This window comes from Agrobacterium sp. H141, assembly GCF_057158725.1.
This window is the reverse complement of record NZ_CM169893.1, coordinates 2,321,890-2,347,323: the sequence shown is the minus strand read 5'-3', so window position 1 is coordinate 2,347,323 and position 25,434 is coordinate 2,321,890. Positions and strand designations below refer to the sequence as shown.

Genomic DNA, 25,434 nt, shown 5'->3' with positions numbered 1-25,434 from the left:
GGGTTTTGGTTTGTTGGGGGGAGTTCGCGCAGGTGAATTCTGAGTGAGGTCGTGAAACTATGGCGTCAACGAGGCGCCAATAGCCCAAGTTTTCGACTCTGGCGTCAATCGGTCTCGTGTCCGCCAACTGATTGTTAATAAGCCCTGAGGTGAGCGCTGAGCCAACGGCATGAGTCAGCGCGAACGGGCAGCTCTTAAACGCTCTGTCAACTTAGCAAGGTGGGGATTGTCCGGTTCAACGTGTCGAATGAACTCTAGACGACCTGCAAGATGTTCTAGGTAGAAAGGATTGAAGATTTTACGTCGCGAGACATGTGTCTCAAGCCCAGCGGACCAAACAAAAAAAATATCTCGGGCCAGGTCCCTTCTGAACTCCCGCGTGACGCGCGGTTTCCCAGAGGTAATATCTAAACCCGTCACTATTTTTTTATCATGTTCGCCAAGAAGTATATATTTTCGCTCGTTAATGGAGAATCCGAAATTTTCTATCGATCTGGTGAAGAAATGGGCAACATTTGGAGTTATATTGTTTCCAGATACAGCGATGTCATCTGCGTATCTCGTGTATCTTAGTCCGTGTTTCTTGGCGTATTTGAACATACATTCATCAAATGGACGCATTATGATATTGCTAATTGATGGACTAGTTATTGCGCCCTGTGCAAGGCAATCATGCAACGTGCAAAGTTTAGCGAACAACAAGCTCAAATTTCTTGGGTACCCAAGATCTGAAAATATCGAGAAGACCCGACCAATCTTAATGCTCGGGAAAAAGTCTTTAATGTCTATTTTTAAGAGAGATTTCCTTCGGCAGTGCACGTTTGCGTTATATAATATGTCTCTATTTTTTCGGAAACCAACTGCAGTGTTGTGAATTGATACTTGGTCCAGAACTTCTGACTTAATCCAATTTTGCACGGTGCGTAGCGAAGGGTAAGGTGTTGATATTTCTCTTAACCCACCACTGCGCTTCTTAATCCGAAATGTTCGGTAGAAGGAATGTGGAGCGTGCGCCATCGAAAAAATTGAATGTTCTTCGATACCTACGAGTTGGCTTAGATGTGTGGATTCGAATACCGGTGGAACGCCCGCTTGAATGCATTTCCGCACAAAACTAAGATATGCTCCCGAAATATCTTCGGAAACACCGCAGTCGGAAAAGTAATATTTCCATTCTTGTTCATTATTCATGGAGTTCAAGAGCGCCCATTGCTACTGAAATTATTCGTTGTTTACAACGCAGCAGTGAGTGAACGAAAATCTTGTTCAAGATTTTTCGGGCACTTACTAGGACGTAAGTCCAGCAACGCACCGAATTTCGCGAGACGCGAAATGAGGTGCGTTGAGCTGGCTTATGTCTGCCTTACACACAGAAGCGATTTCACTTCCTAACGCTAGCAATGGGCGTTCTTGACTCGCTAGCCTAATGATCCTTGGAAGTGTGTAAAGCGAAAAAATCAGCATCAAGCTGTGAAATTCGAGGTAGGTATGGGGCGAAGGCCTTCAATGGTTGACGGTGGAAGCGATCGGGAACTTCGTTGATATCGCTATCCTGAGTGGCGCGGAACTTTGATTGATTTTCCAACGCCCATTTTCGTCCTAGTCTGGTAATGGCTACATTAGCTCCTTCGACTGATACGAAGCCATCAGCCTCCAGAGACTTTACCGTAGCAATTAAATCGCGAATCGATATTCCAAGTTTTGTCGTTATCGATCCTGAAAATATCGGAGAATTATTCGTCATCAGAACGCGAAGTATGGTTGTCTCAGCCGTCGAGAGCTCGATCATTACTGATTTCTCACAAGAATGGTGTCTCGTTTTGCGCCTTGGCGTGTCTGGGGCCACCAAAGCACGGGAAAATTTGAGTTCGGTGCATTGCTTCTGTGCAGCGAAAACATGGCTTCTGCTTTGCCGTAGCCAAAACTTGGCAGTTCTACATCGTCGACTTTGGGCATGAGTTCCGCCTCCAAAGCTGTCATAGTTTTCGTCATCAGCGCCAACTCTTCGTCAACAAAATAACCAGAAATGCCAGCTTTGAAGGCCTCTACGACATGAATTTTAATGTCGGCCTTCTGAATATTGGTGATGGCGTTCTCCATCGCTCCGACTAATATACATTCACACCGAATCTCATGTCCAAGCTCTTCGGCTCTTTTTTTAACGACGCCATAGCGCTGAATTATTGTTTTACCTGTTCCGGAAAAGTCATCTATTATGAATGCAGCATCATATTCAGCGATTTTCGATACGAACTTAGGCATGTAGGAATATAAGTCAATGTTCTTGTGGTCGCGCAAAAATGGCTTCAATTTGTATAGAAGATGCTGAGAACTGTCAGAGTCTGGATCAAATGCAGTTGCGACAATTGCAACCTTGTTCTGATCGGTTAAATCATCGGTTATTATTCCGACGATCGATTGTACTGCAAACCCAAATTGTTTGTCGGATAATATTCGCAAGTTGTCGATTATGTGTTCGACAAGATTGAGTTTTTCTTTAGTGTCGCAAGCTGAAATCAGGCTCCTAATACCGACATCGTAGTCAGACAAAATTTCGTTCACAAAATATTTTTTGAAAACAAAGGCTTCTAACGCCTTTCCTTCAAGTGCCATGTCTGCTTACCCTCTTACAATACCACCCGATTTTTCTGTGCTGGATCCAAAAGTCAATACTTCGATGTCATAGGAAGAGAGGAATCGGTCAATATGGGATAAGTTTGCTAACCGATGAGTTCGGTTAGAAGCGATGTCTTTCTGCGTCACTGCAATGAGACCTGTTTTCAAGCGTAGTGGATTTATTCGGCCACACCTCACCGCATCCAGATAGACACACCATACAATCTCCGCCAGTACAAAGCCGGTCGCGCCGCGCAGCGCCAGCGATCCGTTATGATGCGCCAGCCGCCGCAGAGTGCGCCGAGCGAAGAGGCTGCATCGTCAAGGCGCGGCTGACAGACGCACGCTTTACCCCCTCACCAAGTTCGCCATGCCAATCGGCTTTGCCTCTTGGGGCGAACTATCCTCTCCCACAAGGGGAGAGGAGGGGATGGTGACGTGGATGGCGCTCACCTCTCCCCTTGTGGGAGAGGAAGCGATTTCTGCGTCTTGGCGCAGCCAAGTGCTAGAAATCGCAGGTGAGGGGGATGTGAGGCGGGCGTGACCTGCCCCCTGACCGACAAAATCCAAGACCTGGCTGCGCCAAGACCTTGATTTTGTAACCTCTCCCACGAGGGGAGAGGCGGTATCGCGTGGGGCTCACCGTCCCGGCCGGCCGGTCTTGCCTTTGCTGCGCTTCTGCCGTCTGGCGTCGCCCTCGTCCTCATAGGAGCCCGTGCCCACCTTGCCGCGCACCAGCGGGCGCGGGTCGTCGGGCTGCCCCTCGCCAACCCTGCCCGCAGCGGGGAGGGCGCTGGTTGTGCCTGCCGGCTTGTCGGGGACCTTGCCGGTGACCGGCTTTTCGGTGCGGCCGACGGTCATTTCGTCGAGATCGTTTTTTCGAAACAGGCTTTTGCCGGCGGGTTTGGCCATGTCGGTGCCCGGTCCCATATCGTCGAGTGAGGGCTTGGCGAAATAGGAGGACGAGGCCTGCGGCTTGCCGGTCTTGGAGCGGCCGGACAGGGAGATGCGGGGTTGGTCGACAGACCCCTCGCCAACCTTCCCCACAGGGGGGAGGGCGTTCGTTGGGCTTGCGGCGGCCTTGCGGCTTCCTCCACCGCTCTCCACTGCCTTGGCCTCCTGCCTGGCCATGGGGTCGTCCATGGCGGCCAGTTCGGCGGCCTTGAGGCGCTTGATCTCGTCGCGCAGGCGCGCGGCCTTTTCGAAGTCGAGATCGGCTGCGGCGTCGCGCATGTCCTTTTCCAGCGCGTTGAGATGGGTCTGCAGATTGTTGCCGACCAGATGGCCGCCATCGGCAAAGCCCTTGGCCCCGCTGGCCCCGGAAATGTCGGCGCGGACATGGTCGCGCTCGTAGACCGAATCGAGAATGTCGGAAATGCGGGCCTTGACCGATTCCGGCGTGATGCCGTGTTCGGTGTTGAAGGCCATCTGCTTTTCGCGCCGGCGTGCGGTCTCGTCCATGGCGCGCTGCATGGAGCCGGTGATCTTGTCGGCATAGAGGATGACCTTGCCGTCGACATTACGCGCCGCACGGCCGATGGTCTGCACCAGCGAGGTTTCCGAGCGCAGAAACCCTTCCTTGTCGGCATCGAGAATGGCAACGAAACCGCATTCGGGAATGTCGAGACCCTCGCGCAGCAAGTTGATGCCGACCAGCACGTCGAAGGCGCCGAGCCTGAGATCGCGGATGATCTCGATGCGCTCCAGCGTGTCGATGTCGGAATGCATGTAGCGGACGCGCACGCCCTGTTCATGCAGATATTCGGTCAAGTCTTCGGCCATGCGCTTGGTCAGCACGGTGCACAGCGTGCGGTAGCCCTTGGCCGCGGTGTCGCGGATTTCGCCCAGCACGTCGTCGACCTGGGTCTTGGCGGCGCGCACCTCGACCGGCGGGTCGATGAGGCCGGTCGGGCGGATCACCTGTTCGGCAAAGACGCCGCCGGATTCTTCCAGCTCCCAGCTGCCGGGCGTGGCCGAGACGGCAACCGTCTGCGGGCGCATGGCGTCCCATTCCTCGAAGCGCAAGGGTCGGTTGTCCATGCAGGACGGCAGGCGGAAGCCGTATTCGGCAAGCGTTGCCTTACGCCTGAAGTCGCCGCGATACATGCCGCCGATCTGGGAGACGGAGACATGGCTCTCGTCGATGAAGAGCAGGGCGTTGTCGGGGATGTATTCGAACAAGGTCGGCGGCGGCTCGCCGGGGGCGCGGCCGGTCAAGTAACGCGAATAGTTTTCGATGCCGGCGCAGGCACCGGTTGCCTCCATCATCTCGATATCGTAGCGGGTGCGCTGTTCCAGCCGCTGGGCTTCGAGCAGCCGTCCGCCCTTTTCCAGCTCGGCCAGACGGATCTTAAGCTCTTCCTTGATCGCCTTGATGGCGCCGTTCAGCGTCGGCCGCGGCGTGACATAGTGGGAATTGGCGTAGATTTTCACCGACTTCATGTCGCCGGTCTTCTTGCCGGTCAGCGGATCGAATTCGGTGATGCTCTCGATCTCGTCGCCGAACATGGAGATGCGCCAGGCGGCATCTTCCAGGTGGGCCGGGAAGATCTCGATGGTGTCGCCGCGCACGCGAAACGAGCCGCGCACGAAATTGATGTCCTGGCGTTTGTATTGCTGGGCCACCAGATCGGCCATCAGCTGGCGCTGGTCGAGCCGGTCGCCGACCGACATCTGGAAGGTCATGGCGGTATAGGTCTCCACCGAGCCGATACCGTAGATGCAGGAGACCGAGGCAACGATGATGCAGTCGTCGCGCTCGAGGATGGCGCGGGTGGCGGCGTGGCGCATGCGGTCGATCTGTTCGTTGATCGAGCTCTCCTTCTCGATGAAGGTATCCGAGCGCGGCACATAGGCTTCCGGCTGGTAGTAGTCGTAATAGGAGACGAAATATTCCACCGCATTGTCGGGGAAGAAGTTCTTGAACTCGGAATAGAGCTGGGCCGCCAGGGTTTTATTGGGCGCGAGGATGACGGCGGGGCGCTGGGTCGCCTCGATCACCTTGGCCATGGTGAAGGTCTTGCCCGAGCCGGTGACGCCGAGCAGGACCTGGGTGCGGTCGTCATTGGAGATACCCTCGACCAGATCCTTGATCGCGGTCGGCTGGTCGCCGGCCGGTTCGTAGTCGGAGGCCATGCGGATCTTGATGCCGCCCTCGGACTTGTCGGGCCGGGCCGGGCGGTGCGGGGTCCAGATCTTGCCGTCCTTAAACAGCGGATTGCCGCTTTCGATCAGCGAGGACAGGGCCTCGACCGTAGCGGTGACGGCCCCGGGGGCCAGCGTCTGCGCCTCCTCCAGGCTTACATCCATGCCCGCGACCGGATTGAGGCCGGCGGCCGCCCGCGTCTTCGGATCGGAGGATGCGCCCATGGAGGTGCCGCGCGCGGAGCGGCTGGCGGTGGTGTTCTTGTTGAGGCTGACGGTTTCGGAATGCTTGCGCGCGGCATTCTCGACCTTCTTGCGGTGCTTGCCGGCCTTGGAGGCCACCTCGCGCTGCGTTTCCACCGTGGACGACTCGGCTTCGGCCTCGAGCTGCTTCACCCAGTCGGAGACGCTGCCGCCTGCGGGCGCGCCTTCGAATGCGGATTGCGGGGCTTCCTCGAAGCCGTGCGCTGCGCTTGCGGACGCATCGCCCTGCTGTTTCGGATCGGATTTTTTCGCTGATCTTGCCATGGGAGGAATATGGAGAAGCCCCTCCGGAAAGGAAAGGGGGCGGGCCGCGAAAATCGGAACAAAGGTGCAACGGGCAGCGACCATGCTGACAGGTTCTGGTTGCGCAAGGCGGCCTCAGGCCACCGCCTTCTTCGCCTCTGCGGTATCGACAGCGCTCTTGCGCGCGGCAAGCCAGGCGCGCAGGGCATCGGCCGACATGGGGCGGGCGAAATGATAGCCCTGGGCGATCTTGCAGCCCAGCATCAGCAGCATGTCGGCATCGGTCTGGTTTTCCACGCCTTCGACGACGATTTCGATGGAGAGCGCATGGCCGAGGCCGACCAGCGCCAGGATCAGTTCCTGGTTGGCACGCGATCCGGTCACGCCCTGGACGAAGCTGCGGTCGATCTTCAAGCGGTCGACCTGCAGGCTGATCAGATAGGCGAGCGACGAATGCCCCATGCCGAAATCGTCCACGGCCAGCTTGAACCCGGCATTCTCCATGCGCTTGAGCTGTTCGCCGGCGCCCTCGGCATCGAGAATGGCTTCCTCGGTGATTTCGATTTCCAGCAGCGAATGGGTGATGCCATGGGCTTCTGTCACGGTTTGCAGCACATCGGCCACCGAATAATGGGCGAATTCGCGCGGCGATATGTTGAGGCCGACGGTGGCCTCGGGCAGGCCGAGTTCCGGCAGTTCGGTGAGCAGGCGGCACACGGCATGGGCGATATAGATCGTCAGCTGGTCGGCGATATGCAGAGACTGGGCCGCCTGGATGACTTCCGGTGGAGACACGGACCCCAGTTGCGGATGAAACCAGCGCAGCAGCGCCTCGAAACCCAGAACCTCCCTGGTGTCGAGCGCCATTTGCGGCTGGAACCAGACTTCGAGCGCATTGGCCTCGATGGCGCGGGCGAGATCCTGTTCGATCACGCGCTGGCGCTCCACATGGGTCTTCATTGCCGGATCGAAGGCGCGCACGCAGCGGCGGCCGGATTCCTTGGCGGCATAAAGGGCAAGATCGGCACAGGCCAGGAGATCGTCTGCATTTTGGGCGTGATGCGGATAACCGCCAAGCCCGATGCTGAGGTGAACCACCATCGCCGCGCCGCCGACCGAGATCGGGCGCTCGCTGAGTTCGATGATGCGGTTGGCATAGGCGCGCGCATCGACCGTGGCCATGGGACCCTTGACCAGGACTGCAAACTCGTCTCCGCCGATCCGGGCAATCATGCCGTGATCCTGGACCGCGCAGGTCAACCTGTCGGCAATTTCCTTCAGCACCCGGTCGCCGGCGCTGTGGCCGAGGGTGTCGTTGATCTGCTTGAAATGATCGAGGTCGATCAACAGCAGGGCGACTTCGGATTTGTCCCGGGCTGCGGCAGCAAGATCGGTCGCGACGCGGTCGTTGAAGCTGGCCCGGTTGGCCAGACCCGTCACGGGATCGTAATTGGCGATCTGTTCCAGGCGTGCATTGGCCTGGGTGATATCCTCATTGGCCTGCGCCAGGGAGTCTGCGAGTGCCGTGGCACGCAGTCTGACAACTTCGCTCTCGAAAAAGGTTTGCTGCGCGCCAAGGCTGCTGCGCACCAGAATGACCACGAGCGCGAACACATTGGAGGCAAGAATATAGGCGGTAGCGCTGCCGTTGCCCAGCAGCGAGATGAAGATGGCCGACTGGATGGGCAAGGCGAAGACCATCGACATGGGGAAGCAGACGATGCCCCGCACCACGGAGCCGCTGGATATGCCGAGCATCACCAGCAGGATCGCAACATCGCTGGTGCTGCCATCGAAGTTGGGAATGATGAAGGGCAGACATGTCCATGCCAGGCCAGATGCCAGCGAACCGGCGATCAATGTCCGCAACACGAGATGCGGGCTCGTGTGAACGAGCGAGGTTCTTGCAAATATGGCAACCGAGACGCCACGCAAAATCAGTGTGGCCAGCACCACGCCGAGCCAGATCGTGACTGCCTTGGATGGACCATGGGTTATGATGGCAACCGCCGCCGCGGACACGGCGATCATTGCATTGGCAAGGGTCGTCGCGAGATGGCTGGAAAACAGGATACGTACCTGTGCCCGCTGAATCTCGGGAAGAAAATGTTGGCGATCACTTTCTTCTATCGATGCCACCAGGCACTGTTCTCCCGAAATTCGATTGCATTGAAGCGCGCGCCAGTGCACGCGGCTCATCCCGCTGGACCGTTGCATATATTCAATAATAATATTTTAATGGTCGGCAGCGACGGGGCTCGATCCCGGTGGGAACCGCAACTTTCGCTTGTCATGCGCGCCGGGCGCGCACGCGATCTCGGGCGAGCCGCTACATCTTCTCCTTGATGCCTACTGCGACCAGATACCAGTTGACCGGATAGCTGGTGATGAAACCGCAGATCATGGCGATCTGCATGGCAAACCAGAATTCGAAGCTGTTGACGGAGGCTTCCGCTCCGAAGGCGGCTGGAAAGATCCACAGCTGTAGGGCGGCCATGGCGCCATACATGCCGACCTGCCACGACAGCAAGGACAGCGTGTCGGCTTTCAACGCCGCGATGATTCCCTCCGCCGGAGTGAGATTGCGCATGGGGACGATAGCCAGATATTGAAAGATCACGCCGAGGCCGAAGGCAAAGATGAAATCGAGAATCCAGACCGCGAACATCTTTTCCGAAAACAGCGTCTGCCAGCCAAGAGCGATGTCAACGCCCGGAGCCGCAAAGGCCAGCCATTCGGCGATGACGTCACCGATCATGCAGCCGCTACCGCAGTGAAGCGCGCCTTTGCCGACCATGATGTAAAAGGGCGTCTCGCCCATGTCCCGCATGTCTTCACCGCCGGCACCGGTTTTTGCCATCATGTGCTGATGGGAATGGCGTCCGTAGCGCCAATAGAGCAGAAGCAGGGGGATCGTGCCGAAGAGAGCGGTGACAGGCCAGACCACGTTCATGATCGCCATATGCTGAGGATGTTTGAGGACATCGAAGAGGATGATCAATGCCGTGATGACGCCAAGGGAGATCGCCGCAACGGCCAAAAGATGGAACCAGTCTGGAAACATTGTTTCCTCCTCTGCGCGTGAGCGCCCGGGCGAAAGCCGGTCGCAGGGTGGAAGTGGAACATTCAATAGGGAAACAGTGTTGCAGCGTTGAAGTTCCGGTCCCGCCTGTGCGGACGCGCGCACGCGCAAGAGGAGGGGTCGAGCCACCCCTGTTAACGACATGGAGCGGACTGCCATGATCTGTGCGTAATCAGGCCGTCAAAAATCCGTAAAGCTCGGCAATACTGGTGTTCATCCAAAGAGTGTCAATGATGTTGGCCGAAAGGCCATGAAGGGGACGGAAGATGACCTTAACCCCATCGAGCATGACGGCCATTCGTTTCGGTTATGGTCTTGGATCGGCGAGCGCCGCCGACGATGCAGAAACACTGATCGCAGAACTCGAGCCCGCGCGCCGGCAAGTTCCGCTATTCCCCCTTGGCGGAGCACAGCAGCGGCTTGCGGATATCCGAAACTATCTGCAAGAACAGAAACGCCTGAACCAGATGAAGGCGGCGGGTGAGTCCGACGCGGAGCCCAAAAAAGCGCTTCGCAGCCAGGCGCAGGCGCTGTTTCGCAAAGATGCCATGGCACGTATCGCACAGGCCGTGACATCCCCCTATGCCTTTCACGAGCGGCTGGCCTCGTTCTGGATCAACCACTTCACGGTCGGTGCCGGAAAAACGCCGGTGATGCTGCTGATGGTGCCGCATTTCGAGGCGGTGGCCATCCGACCGTATCTGTCCGGCTCGTTCCGCGAACTCGTTGCTGCGGCATCGCTTCACCCGGCCATGCTGACATTTCTCGATCAGGCCAAATCCGTCGGGCCGAATTCGCCGGTCGGGAAGCGCCGGGGCAGTGAAGGCCCAAACGAAAACTTCGCCCGCGAGTTGATGGAACTGCACACGCTGGGCGTCGATGCCGGATACAGCCAGGAGGATGTGCAGCAGCTAGCGCTGCTGTTGACCGGCCTGGCTATCGCCCCGATGACGGGCGAGACACGTTTCGAACAGCGCCGGGCCGAGCCGGGGCAATTTACCGTTTTGGGTAAGGTCTATCAGCGAAGCGATGTGCCTTTCGCCGATGCGCGCCTGGTTTTCGATGACCTGTCTCGCGATCCCCGCACCATAAAGCATATCTCGACGCAACTGGCCTCGAACTTCATCAGCGAGCCACCGCCTGCTGCTGTGGTCGAGGCCATGGCCAGACGATGGGAAGACACCGATGGTGATCTGACGGACATTTATCGCGCCATGCTCGGCGAACCGATGTCCTGGGAGGCGGCGGGTTCCAAGATCAAGATGCCGCTCGATTATGTGGTGTCCAGCCTGAAAGCGCTCGATGCGGATGAAGCCGTCTTGCTGAAGGCGTCAACGGTGGGGCCAGTACCTCGACAGGACGTGATGGCCGATGACGATACGGCGATGGACGGCATGATGCAGCCAAAGGCACAAGGGGAGCCCAGGCCAAAAGGCGGCGCGAATCGGCAGCCGCTGGCCGGTCACGCGCTGCGCGCACTCACCGATCTTGGGCAACCGCTCTGGCGTGCCTCCAATGCGGCAGGCTTTGACGACGAATCGCAGAGCTGGCTGAGCCCCAGCCAGATTTCCGAGCGCATCGCCTGGGCAAGGCGGGCCATCGGTTATCTGGGCGCAGGTCGCGATCCGCGTGAATTTGTCGAGACGACCCTCGCCGATTTTGCCCGCGACGATACCATCCGTGTCGTTGGACAGGCTCCCAATCGTCAGGCCGGTTTGCTGGCGGCGCTGGCATCGCCCGAATTCAATCGCCGCTAAGGAGGAATTGATCATGCAAAATTCCCTCGTCTTGAGACGTCGTGATCTGTTGGGGGCGGCCTGCTGTCTGGCCGCCTCGCCTCTGGTGACGCCGGTGAGCTTCGCCGCCATGCCCGGAGAGAACCGCTTCGTCACCATTCTGTTGCGCGGTGCCATGGACGGACTGGATCTCGTGCAGCCGCATGGCGACCGCCTGTTTGCGGCGCTGCGGCCAAAATTGGCCCTGGGCGGCGATGCCGGCCTGATCGACCTCGACGGTTTCTTCGGGCTTCATCCGGAGGCAGCAGCACTGGAGCCTCTCTATCGCTCCGGCGAATTGGGATTTGTGCATGCCGTCTCGACCTCCTATCGCGATGTGCGCAGCCATTTCGACGGTCAGGACTTTCTCGAAAGCGGCGGTGCCCGGGGAACGACCGGGGAGGGCGGCTGGCTGAACCGCGTTTTGTCGCTGACCGATGCACGGCTGTCTGCCGTGGATGTGAGCCCGACGCGGGAGATCATTCTGTCGGGCGCCAATCCCGCCGAGGTCTGGTCGCCGCGGTCGGACATGTCGCTGGCGGAGGATGAATTGCAGATGCTGGCGCGTCTTTACCGCAATGACCCCGACTTCTCAGAGGCCCTGACGGAAGCGGTGGGTCTCGACCGCTATACCGATCTGTTGCGGGGAGACGACATGCCGGGGCAGGGAAGTGCCGCGACGGCCAGAATGGCCGCGTCCCTGCTCAAGCAGACATATCGCATCGCCAGTTTCTCGCTCAATGGCTGGGATACGCATGTGAACCAGAAGGGGCAGTTCAAGTCTGCCGTCAACGGTCTGGCATCGGCCGTGATGACCTTGAAAGAGGATCTTGGACCGGCAGTCTGGGACAAGACGGCGGTGATTGCCGTGACCGAATTCGGCCGCAGCGCGCGTGAAAACAGCAATGGTGGCACCGATCATGGCACGGGCGGCTGTGCGGTGATCGCCGGTGGCGCCATTCGTGGCGGAAAGGTCTTTGGCCGATGGCCGGGGCTGGACGATGCAAACCTGCTCGATCAGCGCGATCTGATGCCGACCGGCGATGTGCGTTCCGTTGCAGCGGCCCTGCTCGCCAGCCAGTATGGCATTTCACGTTCTGCATTGGAAAAGACCGTTTTCCCGGGCATGCAGTATGACGGCAAGGCGGCCTTCCTGTAGCGGCAGGCCTTGTGTCTTACTCGGCGGGCACCGGCGTCGGTTTGCCGTTCTCGTCGATGGCGACCATGACGAAGGTCGCTTCCGTCACCTTCTCCATCTTGTCCTTCAGATAGCGCTGCGCCCAGACCTCGACGGCCAGCGTGATCGAGGTGCGGCCCACCTTGGCGACTTCCGTATAAACGCAGAGTGTATCGCCGATCTTGACCGGCATGGCGAAGGCCATTTCCTGGACGCCGGCGGTGACCACGCGACCGCGGGCACGCTCAGCCGCGCGGATGCCGCAGGCCAGATCCATCTGCGCCATGACCCAGCCGCCGAAGATATCGCCCGCCGCATTGGCATCGCCCGGCATGGCAAGCGTGCGCAGGGTCAGTTCGCCGCCGGGTGCCTGCTCAGTCATGATGATATCCATCCTTCATTGCGTCGTCGCTCATCCGCCATGCTCCATGATTGTCGAGACAAGGCCAGAGCCATTGTCGGCAAGTCACAGGAAAAATGCATCGCGCGAAGACGGGCGCCAGCACACGATAAGCGCGATTAATGCTTTGCTCATGAATTTGAGGCTAATTTTAGCAATCGGAATTTACCAAATTCGAACTGTGCCGGATCACAGTCAATGACATTAATGGGGTGGGGATTTCATGAAGAACTTTGGATTGTCGACGCGATTATATGCGCTGGTGGGAATTACGCTGGCTGTTCTGGTCGTCGGAATGGCCTTCAATCTGTACATGTCTTACAACGCGCTGGTGGGCGAACGTCGCGCCACGCTGGCATCGATCGATGACGGTGCCATCGGCATTTTGAACAAATATCACGACATGGAAGTGCAGGGCGTTCTGACCCGGGAGGAAGCCCAGTCCCAGGCAATGGATGTCATTTCCGCCATTCGCTATGCGCCGGACGGCTATCTCTGGATCAATGACATGACGCCGCGCATGATCATGCATCCGATCAAGCCGGCGCTGGTCGGCCAGGATCTGACGGCCATGGCCGATCCGAACGGCAAGCATCTGTTCGTGGAATTCGTCAATACCGTCAAGAAGAGCAAGGAAGGCTTCGTCAATTACTATTGGCCGAAGCCTGGCTTCGAGGCGCCTGTGGAGAAATTTTCCCACGTGATCGGCTTTGAGCCCTGGGGCTGGATTGTCGGCACGGGCCTTTATTCCGATGACCTGCAGGCGCAGTTCCTGCGCACGGTGTCCTACAGCATCGCCCTGATCGGTGCGAGCCTGGTGATCATCGCCGGTTGTGCCTTTGCCATCGTGGCAAGCGTGACGCGTCCGATCCAGCGCCTGAAATCCGCCATGGCCGATATTGCCGAAGAGCGGGTCGATGCCGATATCATCGATGCCGACCGCAAGGACGAGATCGGCGGCATGGCCAAGGCGCTGCTTGTCCTGCGCGATTCCGTGCGCGAACGCATCCAGCTCAGAAGCCGCCAATCCCAGCAGCAGCAGGCACTGGATGCCGAGCGGCAGGGCAATGAACGGGTGCTGCGCACCTCCGCCGAGCGGCAGGAGCATGCCATTCGCGAACTGGGCGATGCGCTGGAACGGTTGGCAAGCGGCGATCTGACCGCGCAGATCGGCGATCTCGGTGCGGACTATGAAAAGCTGCGCTGCGACTTCAACGCCGCGGTCTCCTCGCTGCAGACCATCATGACCGGGATCAACAATTCCAGCCATGTGGTGAGCGAAAGCGCCACCGGCATCAGCGAAGCGACCGGCAACCTGTCCCGCCGCACCGAACAGCAGGCCGCAGCCCTCGAACAGACAGCCGCGGCCCTGGACGAGATCACGGCCACGGTGAAGACCTCGTCCGACCGCGCCAACGAAGCCCGCGACATGGTCAACGAGACCAAGGACAGCGCAAACCGCTCGGGCGAGATCGTGCGCAATGCGGTCGAAGCGATGAGCCGGATCGAAAGCTCGTCGGACAAGATTACCCAGATCATCGGCGTGATCGACGAGATTGCCTTCCAGACCAATCTCCTGGCGCTGAATGCCGGGGTGGAAGCGGCCCGGGCCGGTGAAGCCGGACGCGGCTTTGCCGTGGTCGCGCAGGAAGTGCGCGAACTGGCGCAACGGTCCGCCAATGCCGCCAAGGAGATCAAGACGCTGATCAGCGCCTCGGCCAACGAGGTGGAAACGGGCGTGAAGCTGGTGCGCTCCACCGGCGATGCGCTGGTGGACATCGAGACACTGGTCAACAAGGTCAATGACCATGTCCACACGATTGCGACGGCTGCGCGCGAACAGTCGACCGGCCTGCAGGAGATCAACAGCTCGGTCAACCACATGGACCAGATGACCCAGCAGAACGCGGCGATGGTGGAAGAAACCACGGCGGCCGGCCAGACGCTCGCCCATGAGGCAGCCCAGCTGCGCGAATTGCTGTCACGCTTCAATCTGGCCGCAGCCAGCATGGGCAAGCGGGCGGCCTAGGCCTCCTTCATGATCTGCAAGAGGAGACGGCGCCGGAGGAGAAATCGTCCGGCGCCGTTTGCGTTGGCCCTGTCAGCGCTTTCAAAACGATGAATTGCATTTACCTTAATTTGCAAGGAAAGCTTTACGGCTGCGGCCTAGAATGCCCCGATATTGCCGGTTCGCCGGCCTTGGCAGAATGGTTGTTTGTATGGCGTATTCTTCTCTGCTTGGACGCGTAACCGTGCTGGCGCTGTCGCTTTCGGCGCTGTCGGCCTGTTCGCCGGATCGCTATGTGCCGACCGCAAGCGTTGGCTCGCCGGGCAATCCCGACCGGCAGCTGGTCGGGCGCGTCAACAGCCGCGGCGATCAGCTGCTGGGGCGTGTGGGCGAGGTGTCCTACAATCCCGAAGCGCCGCAAAACAGCGGTAGCGAGGGCATCGATTATCTCAATACGCCCAATCTCGCAGCCGCCGACCATACGACTGCGCAGCCCGAGCAGAGCGCGGAACAGCCGCTTTATGCGCAGGCGGGCGACGAGGATGCGCTGCCGCCGATCGATGGAGGCTATGAAGCGGCAAGCGCACAGCAGACGCCGGCAAAGCTTCCCCCCATCGATGGCGGTTATGAACAGGCCGATGCATCCGCCGACGGCACGCAACCGCTGACCATTCCAGCCGATGGCGTCAATATCGATGCCGGGCTGGGGGGCGCAGCCGGCGGAGAGGCGCAGGTGCAGACGCAGCCATGGCAGCAACCGGGCGGCATCTCGATCGCCGAAGGGCTGACGGCCCAGCCGGTGGTGGACGGGATCGGCACCGAAAATCCGGTGGTGCTTCTGCCCAACGCCTATGACACGCCGGACACCGATGCCGTCACCGGAACCGTTGTGCGAAGGCCGTCTGCCACGCCTGCCAAAAAATAGGCCGGCACAAGGGCCGGCCAAAACCCGAAACGCGGCGGACAGGGGAACCGCGCTCCAGCAGGGATATCGCGTCGCATCCCGACTTCTGGGCTGCGAGGGGACGCTTGGACATGCGGCAGGTCTGGCGGCGGACGGGGCGGCAAACGCAGTGGATGCGTACCGCATTGCCCCATGTCATGCTTGTCCGGCGCCCAGATTGGCCTAAACACGTCACGGTTTGATGACGGACGCCGGAGACCGGCGTCATCCGGGGAGGGCAACCAGCCATGCCGCCACTGAGCGATCTTCTGATCTTTGCCGTCCTGCTGGCCGCAGCCGGCGGTCTGGCCGGCCTGTTGGCCGGGATTTTCGGCATTGGCGGCGGGGCCGTGCTGGTGCCGGTCTTCTACCAGATCTTCGGGCTGGCCGGCGTGCCGGAGGCGGTGGCCATGCATCTGTCGGTCGGCACCTCGCTTGCGGTGATCGTGCCCACATCGGTGCGCTCCTTCATGGCCCATAGACGCCATAGCGCCGTCGATGAAAAACTGCTGAAAGGCTGGGTGCTGGCCGTGCCGCTCGGCGCCATCCTGGCGGCGATGATTGCCGCCGAAGCCTCCAGCGCCATGCTGCGCGGCATCTTTGCCGCCATCACCCTGCTGCTTGCCATCCGCATGGTGGCCAATCGCGCCAGCTGGCATCTGGGCACCGACCTGCCGGGGGAGCCGGCGACCTTTCTGGTCGGCAGCGGGATCGGTCTTCTGTCGGGCCTGATGGGCATTGGCGGCGGGGTGTTGAACAACACCTTCATGACGCTCTACGGCCGCCCGATCCACCAGGCGGTCGCCACCTCCTCGGCCGTCGGCGTGCTGATCGCGGTGCCGGGCCTGCTGGGCTATATCTGGGCCGGCTGGGGCGAGCCCGGCCTGCCGCCGCTTTCGACCGGCTTCGTCAACTGGATCGCCGTCCTGCTGATCATCCCCATCACCCTGATGATGGCCCCGATCGGCGCAAGACTCGCCCATGCCATGAGCAAACGCCAGCTGGAGATCGGTTTCGGGATCTTTCTGCTCGTGGTTTCGGCAAGGTTCTTTGTCAGCCTGAGGTGAGCGCCCAAAAGGGTGGCGTTCGCGGGAAGCTGTGTCCGATGGTGGCAATGGGGGGCTGGCGGACGCCGATTTTGCCCCGCCAGCAAGGGCGTGTTTGGGGGATAGCCGTTGAGGATAAGGGGTGGTGCCCCCTCATGTCTCTTATGCTGTATAGAAGGCAGGGTAATGCTCATGCTGAGCTAGCGCGCCAAAGCTCTTGCGCCCCACCGGTGTATACCCCTAGGAGGAGGTGGCTGCGCAAACCTTCTTAAATACCCTATCGCAAAAATTTCTGGTTTCCGACATTGCATCAATCAAAATACACAAGTGGGGTTGGTGCTTACCCCGTCTTGGCAGGCACCAACCGTAAGGCTTGCTCTAGCCGCTCCCCAATATTCGAGGCCTTGCCCCTACCAGAAAGCTCCATCTCATGCTTGCTGAATACCGCCGCTATGTCGTCCTTGGCAGGCTTAACGAATGGCACGGCTTCCTCGTTCGACATTCTGCCGAATGGAAACAGTCGATCTATCTGAAATTCCAGCTTTGCTAAATCAACAGCTGCCTGCCCCGGATGAAAGTGCGAGCGTGGCTTCTTCTCAAGGTGGCGGCTCTCGAATACCTGTAGTGCACTCACGAGTTCGCGAACCGTCTGATAGCTGATATCGTCAATAGCCTCCGCTACTGACATCAACGTCTCTACAGGCCGCACAGGAAGCTTAATAGAGTTTAGCGTACCCCCTCCCCATGCTATAAATCCATCCTCAACGAACTGCATCAACTCAGCAAGCGCATGCGGTATGCGGATCCGCGCCGCCCGTTCTTGACGCTTCGATAATTCCAGCTGCTTTCGACGCTCTTCGGCTAGCTGCTTCCGCTGGACAACCAATTGAGCATAGACAGCCGCACCCGCCAGAAGTGCGATACCGCCTGAGACTAAGGTCTGCCAGTCATACACATAGCCCCAAAAACCATCGTACTTCGGTTGGCTGGCCCACATCCCAACCGTCGTCAGTCCTTCGAGGTAGATTTCCCATTCTTCCAAATCGGCCTCCTGCTTGCCGCCCGACGGACCTCCTGTCGCACGCGTTATCACATCTCCGCAAGGCATCGCCGCAGTCTGGAAGTGCGTCAATCAGGCCATCAAAAGGCCCCCTTGCAATCAGCATCCACGGGAGCCTGCACGCTCACAATAATGGAAATGGACTAACTTTTAATATTGAAATGAAAACTAGTCCACTGTATGCTGACGAAAAGTCATTGATAGATAGGCATAAAATGACAAAAACTGACGAATCTGACATCAAGGGCGAGTTTATAGTCCACTTGGCCAGACTTGGGATGACCGGAAAGTCCGGGGATGTACAGGCTTATGTCCGGCGCATCGCGAAAAAGCTTGGCAAGGCTGATACTGCGCTCACCGATAGCCTAACTGACTTACTTTCAAGTCAACCTTCCGCGCCAAATGCAATGCGAGATGCGGGAACTGGTTTCGTTCCAGTTGATTCCGATTCGCGCCTGGCCTTGCTGCGGCAGGAGTTTCCCGTATCCCTGGAAGTTGACCCTATTCTCGATGCAGGCATAGCCGAGCAGCTTGAGCAGATAGTAGCAGAGCGCCAAAATCTTTCGTCGCTGGAGAAAGCTGGGCTGCCCCCAACCAGAACAGTCTTGTTTTCCGGCCCTCCTGGCGTTGGCAAAACAATGTCTGCACGGTGGATAGCCAAGCGGTTGAGACGACCCTTGCTTACTTTGGACTTGGCAACCGTCATGAGTAGTTTTCTAGGAAAAACTGGAGCAAACATTCGGCTGGTTCTGGAATACGCCAAAAGCATAGACTGCATACTTTTGCTAGACGAATTTGACGCAATAGCAAAAAAACGTGACGATGACGGAGATGTCGGCGAGTTAAAGCGCTTAGTAACTGTACTTCTACAGGAAATTGATGAATGGCCGTCTCGAAGTCTTCTCGTTGCCGCCACAAACCATGCTGAATTGCTTGATCCAGCGATTTGGAGGCGTTTTGACGACGTAGTCGTATTTCCGCTCCCGGATAACAAGACAAGAGCTCATGTTATCAACGTCGCATTTGACCGGGATGCCGACGCTATACAACCACTGCTGAATACGCTTTCTGACCTGTGGGAGGGGAAATCAAGCAGCGACATCACCCGCCTAGCCAGATGGATTAGACGAAGAACTGTTATCGGGAAGGTTCCTATTGAGGAGGCCTTGCTGGAGACAATCGGACGCGACCTGAAATTGGCACCAGCGTCTGATCGTAAGAAGCTGTTACCGCTTCTCGCAGGTCTAGATATCGCTGATCGACGCATCAGCGCAGCCACAGGAATATCAAGAGACACTTTGAGAAAGTACCGCACAGGGAATGCGCGAAAAATCTCTAGTGATATGGAGGATGATGATTGATGGCCAGCACTCCGAGATACCTAATTGGCGGCGGCGAGAAGCTTAGCGTCGAGGTGGCACGTCCGCCTCGCGGCTTTGGAGACAAAGCGCATCCCTACACATTTTCCGAGGCGGTCGAGCGGCTATCATCACAACTAGAAAATGTAAAAAATGAGCTGAGAAGCTTGCCAAGCTTGGCTTGCCCGAACGGTGAGACCGTTGTGGCTATAACGCTTCATCCTACATATCTTGCTAAAAGCTACTATCCGGCAAACTTGATAACCGAGCTTAAGCTCAAGCACCTAGGCAGTCGGGCGGTACACATCACACCAGACAAAGTCACATCAGAGAAAGTAGCCGATGACGATAGGCCACAACCCGCTCCTCTGCTGTATCTTGCGGGTCGTCGCGAACGACTGTTGAAATTTGCTGAGGCGCTGCCTGATTGGCGTCCAGTAGAGCAGGCCGTTCGAAGCGAATTTAGAGAAATTGAAAAGGTATCGCTCCCAGACGCCACTCGTGCCAAGCGCCTACCTGATGCCCCGTCTGACAAGGCTATACCACTTGAGATTGTTCTGCATGCCGATGCGGACGAAGGCGGCTACATACTGGAGGGGTTTGCAAGCTTCGCTAAGTCCATTGGCCTCAATGTCGATTTGTCGCGTGGACGACAGAACGGGGGGCTGTGCTTTCTGCCCATTTACGCGCCAAAGCAGTTGGTACCTAGGCTTCTCCAGTTTTCTTTTCTTCGTGCGCTACGGAGCATGCCGAGAATTGTGCCACTGGACCCCATAGTTCGTAGTCTGGTTCCAGGTTTTACCGTTGACCTCCCGACTGATCCTGCCACGGCGCAAGAGATTAAAGTTGCAATTTTTGATGGCGGTTTACCGAGCAACCACGGTCTTGACGCATGGGTTAGTCGCAAGAAGGCACCCGGCGTGGGCAACCCAATTCCGTCAGCCCAAGCACACGGCCTTATGGTCACCTCTGCATTCCTATTTGGATCACTGGACCCAAGCCGCACGCAGGCCGTACCGCCCGCAAACGTGGATCATTGGCGCGTATTAGGCGACGATACGACAAACGATGACTTTGAACTTTATTCTGTGCTCGAACGCATAGAGACCGTCTTAGACAGCAGGCCGTACGATTTCGTGAACATCAGCCTTGGTCCGGACTGTGCGATTGAAGATGATGATGTCAACGCATGGACATCGACACTCGACACTCTGCTTGCCGACGGCGAAACCGTCGCTACCGTGGCGTGTGGGAACAACGGGGAAAGCGACAAGGATTTAGGCCTTCACCGTATTCAGCCGCCATCTGATGGTGTGAACATGATTGCCGTAGGCGCTGCAAATAACTCGGGCGCTAGCTGGCAGCGGGCTCCTTATAGTGCTTGCGGTCCCGGTCGTAGCCCCGGCTATGTCAAACCCGACATAGTCAGCTTCGGTGGAACACCTACCTCTCCTTTCTTGGTATTGGGGGGCGCCTCAGAAGGAACTGGTACACAAGGCACCAGCTTCGCTGCCCCCTTAGCAATGCGAAGCGGCGTTGCAATCCGAGCGCAGTTTAATGACCCGCTGTGGGCACCCACGGTTAAAGGATTGCTCATCCACCACGCCAATGCGGGAAGCAACGATCGTACAGAAGTGGGCTGGGGAAGGGTATCGCATGAGATTTCTGATCTAGTGACCTGTGCTGACGGTGAGGCACACATTGTATATCAGCGACAGATGCCGACTAGTGGCGCTGTGCGACTATTCTTGCCGGTACCAGCTGGACTAAGCGGTAACGTCGACATCAAAGCAACCTTCTGCTTCTTTTGCGAGGTCGATCCAGAGGATTCAATCAACTATACGCGTGGCGGTCTCGAAATCCAGTTTCGTCCGGACACGCATAAGTTGGGGAAACCATACTTGAAAGATGGTAAGCTTATCACGCCAAAGCTCCCTCCTACGGATAGGTTCTTTCAAGCCGATGACTTCTATACATCAGAATTCATGCGCAGAGATGATGCGCAGAAATGGGAAACAACCATCACCAGAACCAAAACAAAAAGGGCAACTTCACTTAACGAACCGGCATTTGATGTCAGCCATATCACGAGGTTACACGGGCACAACGGTGGCCGGCGTCCACATATAAAGTTTGCACTGATACTGACTTTAAAAAACAAAGCAGTCGATTTGTACGATCAGGTAGTGACAGCTTCACGCAACCGCCTGCAGCCCATGGTTCCACGTACAGATGTTCGTGTTATAACGCGTAGCTAACATGAACACAAAAAGGAGACGTCGCCCCCCCCCCGGCCATCCCCTCAAGCCACAGCTTCTAAGGCTTTTGAGCGATGGTGGGCGCGCCCTCCAGCACCGCCATAGTTACTTTCAGACCCGTATCGAATTTCACAGACAAGTGTGTTTGCCTCCCGCTGAACACATCTAGCTGTTGCGCGCTCTGGCACCAAGTGCAACGCAAAGACACAAAAAGGAGCCATCGTGTCTCCCTCGTCACGTGTCGCAGTCAAACATGTCAAGGCTTTAGGCGGGTCGTGGCCGCTCGCTCATGGTTCACCGATCCAACGACATCGGTGCAGGCGTTTGGGTGCGCTGGACCGACGGCAGCCATGGGCAAGCGGCTGCACGAAAGGACCGAGGGGCCTGCTCGTCACAATTATGGTTTCTGGGACTGCGAATGGCAACGCGTACGCATTGAAGGCGTACAGATTGACGTGAAGCATCCACTCCCATAGTCTTGAAGTCGTATGAATGGAGGCCTCCATGCCAAGAGCAGCAGTCGAAGACAACGAGCGCATGAGCCTGCGTATCGCAGCGACAGCGAAGGCCAAGCTGCTGCGGGCGGCCGCATTGCGCGATACCGATCTCACCAGTTTCGTCACACAATCCGCGCTTCGAGAAGCAGAGGCGGTGATTGCCGAAGCCGAGGTCGTCAAGGTTTCGGAACGGGACTATCTGCGCATTCTCAATCTTCTGGAAAACCCTCCCAAGCCGAATGACAAGCTGCGTGCTGCCGTCGCAGCGCTGCCGGATACTCTATGAGCCTGCCGCAATGGCATGAGGAGCCGATCAAAAAATCGCATGATCGGTCTTCCTTCGATTGCGGCGATGCGCAGATGAACGCGTTTCTGCAACGCTTTGCACGGCAGAGCCATGAACAGAATGCAGCCAAGACCTTTTGTGCTGTCGATAATACGATAGCAGACCGCATCCTCGGTTTTTACACCATGGCACCTGCGTCTGTGGCGCATGAGGCCGTACCCGCATCGATGACGAGGGGACTGGCACGCCATGACGTGCCGGGCTTCAGGCTTGCCCGTCTGGCGACGGACCGTGCCCTGGCGGGGCAGGGATTGGGAGGACAACTCCTAGCCGCAGCAGCCTTGCGTTGCCTGCGGCTTGCCGGTGAAGGCGGCGGTCTTCTCCTCATGATCGATGCCAAGAGCGAACGTGCTGCCTGCTGGTATGCTTCTTTCGGAGCGGAGCCGCTACAAGACAGACCACTGACCCTCGTTCTGCCGCTCGCCACCTTTGCCCCCGATTTACGCGCCAGGGGCCTGCTGTAAGGGGAGGCGCGATATGCACTCCTCAACGCTTGCTCGCAGCCATCGCGTGCTTCCCGATCCTGTGACACGCAAAGACACAAACGGGGGGCATGGTGTCTGCCCAGCCACCCCTGAAAGCCCGGTTTCCGAGGCTTTTCTGCGATGGCGCGCCCTCGTTTCCCGGCCTCATTCCCCTAATCCAGCTCGCTTGGCGCATGGTCGGTCAAGAGGTCGGTCCGTTTCGATGCCTGCCGCTCTTCGTCGATCTGCTCTGCAATCGCCGGATCGGCGCTGACATCGGCTTTGGTCTGTTGCGGCTTTGTCGCGGGCGTCTTTTTGGATGGTTCGGGCGTTTTGGCGGCTTTGTCTTGCGTCCCCAAGAAGGACGAACCGCCCGGCATGGAGCTGATATTCACCCGATAGATGGGCTCGGGCAGGGAGAAGCCGGCGGCTTCGATCGCATTCTTCGTCACGCGCAGAGCTTCCGAGCGGGCCTTGATGAAATCGGTCTCGTTCTGATCGATCCAGGCGCAAAAGCGAAGGAGGATATTGGAATCGCCCACCGTCTCGATCCAGCCGTCTGCGGGCGGTCTGGTCAAGGTGAAGTCGAGTGTTTGCAGGCTGTCTATGCCGATTTTCAAGGCGACATCGAGCGCGCTTTCGGCATCGACCCCGAGGGCAAAATCGAAACGCCGTTCGGGATTGCGGGTGTAATTGATGATCGTTGCCTTGAACACGACGGCATTGGGTATGCGCACGTGATTGCCGGACGCGTCGAGCAGGATGGTGGCACGCGAGGTGAGGCGGGTGACAAAGCCCTCCTGGCCCTCGATGCTGACATAATCCTTGGGACGAAACGGCTGGCGCAGGCTGAGCAGGATACTGGCGAGATAATTCTCGACCGTATCGCGAACGGCAAAGCCGACGGCCAGACCGACGATGCCGGCGGCCCCCAGAACCGTGCCGATCACCGTTGCCGCCCCGACAATGTCGAGGGCCAGCAGCGCGCCGATGAGAATGAACAGGATCCACACGAATTGCTTGAGCAGATCGGCAATGAAGATATTGGGCGCCATGCGCGACCAGGGCCAGCTGCGCGAGGTGATGAACCAGCCGAAGACAATGAAGGCGCCCCAGAGAATGAGCGCCACGCCGACCAGCGGCAGATAGCGAATGCCGTCCTGAAAACGGGTGAGCACCCGTTCGAAGACCGGCGTCAGGCGCTCGTCGATGGAGGTCTCTTCCTGCAGGGTATTGGAGACCGCAACCACGCCCTCCACGCGTTTGGCCAGGGCCTCGGCCTCGTCGATCAATTGCGCATTGGCCACGGTGCCGAGCAATCTGACAACGCCGGATGCCACCTTGACGTCGACCGTGCTCAAGCCGTCGATTTCCCGGTAGATGGCGCTCAGGCGCTTTGAAATCGCGACATCTTTGTCGGGGCTCGACTGTGCCGAGATCGCCGGCGCATCGGCATTGGTCTGGGCAAAGGACGGCTGTGTTTGCAGGAGGATAAATGCTGCCAGACAGGTGACGGCGATCAGGCGTGTCTTCGAGGTTCTGTTGCGCATCGTTTCCCCAGCCGTTGTGGACGCCTACCTTCTGCTATTCAGGATGGAAGGTCCAGATGCCGGTCTGTTGTCGGGTTGCGCGGCTTGAGGGACACCGGCAATGCACGCGGTGCAAGATGCCCCCTTACACCACCACCCCGGTGCGATTGTTCGACATTGTCTGCTTGCGCTCGGCGCGTTCCTGCTGGGGCGAGCGGTTGTAGAGTTCGCGGTAGCATTTGGAAAAATGCGAGGCGGAGACGAAACCGCAGGCAACCGCGACCTCGACGACCGGCATGGAGGATTGCACCAGCAGATGGCGGGCGCGGTCGAGGCGGATTTCGAGATAATAGCGGGCAGGGGAGCGGCCCATTTCCTGGCGGAACAGCCGTTCGATCTGGCGACGCGACAGGCCGGCACCGTCGGCGATTTCGAGCAGCGACAGAGGTTCGGCCAGATTGTTTTCCATGAGTTCGATGATCTGCAGAACCTTGGAATTCTGCACGCCGAGGCGTGCCCTGAGCGGCAGGCGCTGGCGATCATGCGGGCTTCGCACGCGGTCGGTCAGATGCTGTTCGCAGACGCGGTTGACCAGACCCTCGCCAAAATCCTCGCCAATCAGGTTCAGCATCATGTCGAGCGAGGCCGTGCCGCCGGCGCAGGTATAGATATTGCCGTCCACCTCGTAGAGATCGGCATAGACATCGGCCTGGGGGAAATGTTCGGCAAAGCCCGGCAGGTTTTCCCAGTGGATGGCGCAGCGCTTGCCGTTGAGCAGGCCTGCCTGCGCCAGCACATGGGCGCCGGTACAGAGCGAACCGATGGCCGCACCGCGGTTATAGACCTCGCGCAGCCAGGCATTGACCGACTTGTTGCGGAATTCCTCCACATAGATGCCCGAACAGACGATCACCATACTCGGCCTGTTTTCGCCCGACAAAAAGCGTCTCTCATCGGCAAGCGATGTGTCTGCATCCATGGCTATACCGCTGGAAGAGAACACTTTTTCGCCGTCGACAGAGGCCAGCCGCCATTCATAGGCCTGGTAGCCCAGCATGCGATTGGCAATGCGCAAGGTCTCGATGGCACCCGCAAAGGGTAGCAGCGTGAAATGCGGTACCATAAAGAAAACAAGCGAACGTTTTTTGGTCGGCGATTTGTTCATGCTGAAAGCCCGTGCCCGCGAATATGCCAATTCCTTGCGTGGAAGCCTGCCACGGAGAT

General features: G+C 58.2%; 19 protein-coding genes. 9 read left to right on the top strand and 10 right to left on the bottom strand.

Features of this window, described 5'->3' with window-relative positions; all coding sequences use genetic code 11:
• Positions 1-174: 174 nt before the first annotated feature.
• The 6 genes from ACWPM9_RS10700 to ACWPM9_RS10675 form a co-directional block, all read right to left on the bottom strand.
• Complete coding sequence (locus ACWPM9_RS10700) at positions 175-1,191, bottom strand: reverse transcriptase family protein (protein ID WP_484755099.1); 1,017 nt, start codon at positions 1,189-1,191, stop codon at positions 175-177.
• 232 nt (positions 1,192-1,423) lie between these two features.
• On the bottom strand, positions 1,424-1,789 hold the full coding sequence (locus tag ACWPM9_RS10695) for a hypothetical protein (protein ID WP_484755098.1): 366 nt from the start codon (positions 1,787-1,789) through the stop codon (positions 1,424-1,426).
• Entirely contained in the window at positions 1,789-2,613 is an 825-nt protein-coding gene (locus ACWPM9_RS10690) for a phosphoribosyltransferase-like protein (RefSeq protein ID WP_484755097.1), read from the bottom strand. The genes ACWPM9_RS10695 and ACWPM9_RS10690 overlap by 1 nt, the downstream gene beginning before the upstream one ends.
• A 642-nt stretch (positions 2,614-3,255) precedes the next feature.
• Positions 3,256-6,288 carry an excinuclease ABC subunit UvrB gene (gene uvrB / locus ACWPM9_RS10685; protein WP_484755096.1) on the bottom strand — a complete coding sequence of 1,011 codons (3,033 nt, stop codon included), beginning with the start codon at positions 6,286-6,288 and terminating at the stop codon, positions 3,256-3,258.
• Between the two features lie 114 nt (positions 6,289-6,402).
• Positions 6,403-8,406, bottom strand: coding sequence for a putative bifunctional diguanylate cyclase/phosphodiesterase (locus ACWPM9_RS10680; protein WP_484755095.1), 2,004 nt, complete (start codon positions 8,404-8,406; stop codon positions 6,403-6,405).
• A gap of 190 nt (positions 8,407-8,596) precedes the next feature.
• Positions 8,597-9,331, bottom strand: coding sequence for a DUF4396 domain-containing protein (locus ACWPM9_RS10675; RefSeq protein ID WP_484755094.1), 735 nt, complete (start codon positions 9,329-9,331; stop codon positions 8,597-8,599).
• 284 nt (positions 9,332-9,615) lie between these two features.
• Between ACWPM9_RS10675 and ACWPM9_RS10670 the strand changes: the two genes are divergently transcribed.
• Both ACWPM9_RS10670 and ACWPM9_RS10665 read left to right on the top strand, forming a co-directional pair.
• Positions 9,616-11,106 carry a DUF1800 domain-containing protein gene (locus ACWPM9_RS10670; RefSeq protein WP_484755093.1) on the top strand — a complete coding sequence of 497 codons (1,491 nt, stop codon included), beginning with the start codon at positions 9,616-9,618 and terminating at the stop codon, positions 11,104-11,106.
• Between the two features lie 13 nt (positions 11,107-11,119).
• On the top strand, positions 11,120-12,283 hold the full coding sequence (locus ACWPM9_RS10665; protein ID WP_484755092.1) for a DUF1501 domain-containing protein: 1,164 nt from the start codon (positions 11,120-11,122) through the stop codon (positions 12,281-12,283).
• A gap of 16 nt (positions 12,284-12,299) precedes the next feature.
• Here ACWPM9_RS10665 and ACWPM9_RS10660 read toward each other — a convergent pair whose 3' ends face one another.
• A complete protein-coding gene (locus ACWPM9_RS10660) occupies positions 12,300-12,683 on the bottom strand; it encodes an acyl-CoA thioesterase (RefSeq protein WP_428186668.1) in 384 nt (127 codons plus the stop codon).
• 241 nt (positions 12,684-12,924) lie between these two features.
• Between ACWPM9_RS10660 and ACWPM9_RS10655 the strand changes: the two genes are divergently transcribed.
• The 3 genes from ACWPM9_RS10655 (at position 12,925) to ACWPM9_RS10645 (ending at position 16,719) form a co-directional block, all read left to right on the top strand.
• Positions 12,925-14,730 carry a methyl-accepting chemotaxis protein gene (locus ACWPM9_RS10655; RefSeq protein WP_484755091.1) on the top strand — a complete coding sequence of 602 codons (1,806 nt, stop codon included), beginning with the start codon at positions 12,925-12,927 and terminating at the stop codon, positions 14,728-14,730.
• A 190-nt stretch (positions 14,731-14,920) separates the two neighbouring features.
• Positions 14,921-15,634, top strand: coding sequence for a hypothetical protein (locus ACWPM9_RS10650; RefSeq protein ID WP_484755090.1), 714 nt, complete (start codon positions 14,921-14,923; stop codon positions 15,632-15,634).
• Between the two features lie 266 nt (positions 15,635-15,900).
• Positions 15,901-16,719, top strand: a complete 819-nt coding sequence (locus ACWPM9_RS10645) for a sulfite exporter TauE/SafE family protein (RefSeq protein WP_484755089.1) — start codon at positions 15,901-15,903, stop codon at positions 16,717-16,719.
• Between the two features lie 319 nt (positions 16,720-17,038).
• Here ACWPM9_RS10645 and ACWPM9_RS10640 read toward each other — a convergent pair whose 3' ends face one another.
• On the bottom strand, positions 17,039-17,740 hold the full coding sequence (locus ACWPM9_RS10640) for a hypothetical protein (RefSeq protein ID WP_484755088.1): 702 nt from the start codon (positions 17,738-17,740) through the stop codon (positions 17,039-17,041).
• A 233-nt stretch (positions 17,741-17,973) separates the two neighbouring features.
• On the opposite strand from ACWPM9_RS10640, the gene ACWPM9_RS10635 reads away from it, so the two are divergent.
• The 4 genes from ACWPM9_RS10635 (at position 17,974) to ACWPM9_RS10620 (ending at position 22,681) form a co-directional block, all read left to right on the top strand.
• The gene (locus ACWPM9_RS10635; RefSeq protein WP_484755087.1) at positions 17,974-19,119 is read left to right on the top strand and encodes an AAA family ATPase; all 1,146 of its coding nucleotides are present in this window, start codon (positions 17,974-17,976) and stop codon (positions 19,117-19,119) included.
• Positions 19,119-21,374 (top strand): S8 family peptidase, encoded by a 2,256-nt coding sequence (locus ACWPM9_RS10630; RefSeq protein ID WP_484755086.1) that lies wholly within the window; start codon positions 19,119-19,121, stop codon positions 21,372-21,374. Before ACWPM9_RS10635 ends, ACWPM9_RS10630 begins: the two co-directional genes overlap by 1 nt.
• A gap of 504 nt (positions 21,375-21,878) precedes the next feature.
• Complete coding sequence (locus ACWPM9_RS10625) at positions 21,879-22,157, top strand: type II toxin-antitoxin system TacA family antitoxin (protein WP_484755085.1); 279 nt, start codon at positions 21,879-21,881, stop codon at positions 22,155-22,157.
• The gene (locus ACWPM9_RS10620; RefSeq protein ID WP_484755084.1) at positions 22,154-22,681 is read left to right on the top strand and encodes a GNAT family N-acetyltransferase; all 528 of its coding nucleotides are present in this window, start codon (positions 22,154-22,156) and stop codon (positions 22,679-22,681) included. Before ACWPM9_RS10625 ends, ACWPM9_RS10620 begins: the two co-directional genes overlap by 4 nt.
• A 173-nt stretch (positions 22,682-22,854) precedes the next feature.
• Here ACWPM9_RS10620 and ACWPM9_RS10615 read toward each other — a convergent pair whose 3' ends face one another.
• On the bottom strand, positions 22,855-24,231 hold the full coding sequence (locus tag ACWPM9_RS10615) for a mechanosensitive ion channel domain-containing protein (RefSeq protein WP_484755083.1): 1,377 nt from the start codon (positions 24,229-24,231) through the stop codon (positions 22,855-22,857).
• Between the two features lie 124 nt (positions 24,232-24,355).
• Positions 24,356-25,375 (bottom strand): GlxA family transcriptional regulator, encoded by a 1,020-nt coding sequence (locus ACWPM9_RS10610; protein ID WP_428186676.1) that lies wholly within the window; start codon positions 25,373-25,375, stop codon positions 24,356-24,358.
• Positions 25,376-25,434: the final 59 nt, after the last annotated feature.

Bases quoted from the DNA above. Each gene is read 5' to 3' on its own strand.
- ACWPM9_RS10700 (WP_484755099.1), bottom strand. From the start codon at position 1,191: ATGAATAATGAACAAGAATGGAAATATTACTTTTCCGACTGCGGTGTT.
- ACWPM9_RS10695 (WP_484755098.1), bottom strand. From the start codon at position 1,789: ATGATCGAGCTCTCGACGGCTGAGACAACCATACTTCGCGTTCTGATG.
- ACWPM9_RS10690 (WP_484755097.1), bottom strand. From the start codon at position 2,613: ATGGCACTTGAAGGAAAGGCGTTAGAAGCCTTTGTTTTCAAAAAATAT.
- uvrB (WP_484755096.1), bottom strand. From the start codon at position 6,288: ATGGCAAGATCAGCGAAAAAATCCGATCCGAAACAGCAGGGCGATGCG.
- ACWPM9_RS10675 (WP_484755094.1), bottom strand. From the start codon at position 9,331: ATGTTTCCAGACTGGTTCCATCTTTTGGCCGTTGCGGCGATCTCCCTT.
- ACWPM9_RS10670 (WP_484755093.1), top strand. From the start codon at position 9,616: ATGACCTTAACCCCATCGAGCATGACGGCCATTCGTTTCGGTTATGGT.
- ACWPM9_RS10665 (WP_484755092.1), top strand. From the start codon at position 11,120: ATGCAAAATTCCCTCGTCTTGAGACGTCGTGATCTGTTGGGGGCGGCC.
- ACWPM9_RS10660 (WP_428186668.1), bottom strand. From the start codon at position 12,683: ATGACTGAGCAGGCACCCGGCGGCGAACTGACCCTGCGCACGCTTGCC.
- ACWPM9_RS10655 (WP_484755091.1), top strand. From the start codon at position 12,925: ATGAAGAACTTTGGATTGTCGACGCGATTATATGCGCTGGTGGGAATT.
- ACWPM9_RS10650 (WP_484755090.1), top strand. From the start codon at position 14,921: ATGGCGTATTCTTCTCTGCTTGGACGCGTAACCGTGCTGGCGCTGTCG.
- ACWPM9_RS10645 (WP_484755089.1), top strand. From the start codon at position 15,901: ATGCCGCCACTGAGCGATCTTCTGATCTTTGCCGTCCTGCTGGCCGCA.
- ACWPM9_RS10635 (WP_484755087.1), top strand. From the start codon at position 17,974: ATGACAAAAACTGACGAATCTGACATCAAGGGCGAGTTTATAGTCCAC.
- ACWPM9_RS10630 (WP_484755086.1), top strand. From the start codon at position 19,119: ATGGCCAGCACTCCGAGATACCTAATTGGCGGCGGCGAGAAGCTTAGC.
- ACWPM9_RS10625 (WP_484755085.1), top strand. From the start codon at position 21,879: ATGCCAAGAGCAGCAGTCGAAGACAACGAGCGCATGAGCCTGCGTATC.
- ACWPM9_RS10620 (WP_484755084.1), top strand. From the start codon at position 22,154: ATGAGCCTGCCGCAATGGCATGAGGAGCCGATCAAAAAATCGCATGAT.
- ACWPM9_RS10615 (WP_484755083.1), bottom strand. From the start codon at position 24,231: ATGCGCAACAGAACCTCGAAGACACGCCTGATCGCCGTCACCTGTCTG.
- ACWPM9_RS10610 (WP_428186676.1), bottom strand. From the start codon at position 25,375: ATGAACAAATCGCCGACCAAAAAACGTTCGCTTGTTTTCTTTATGGTA.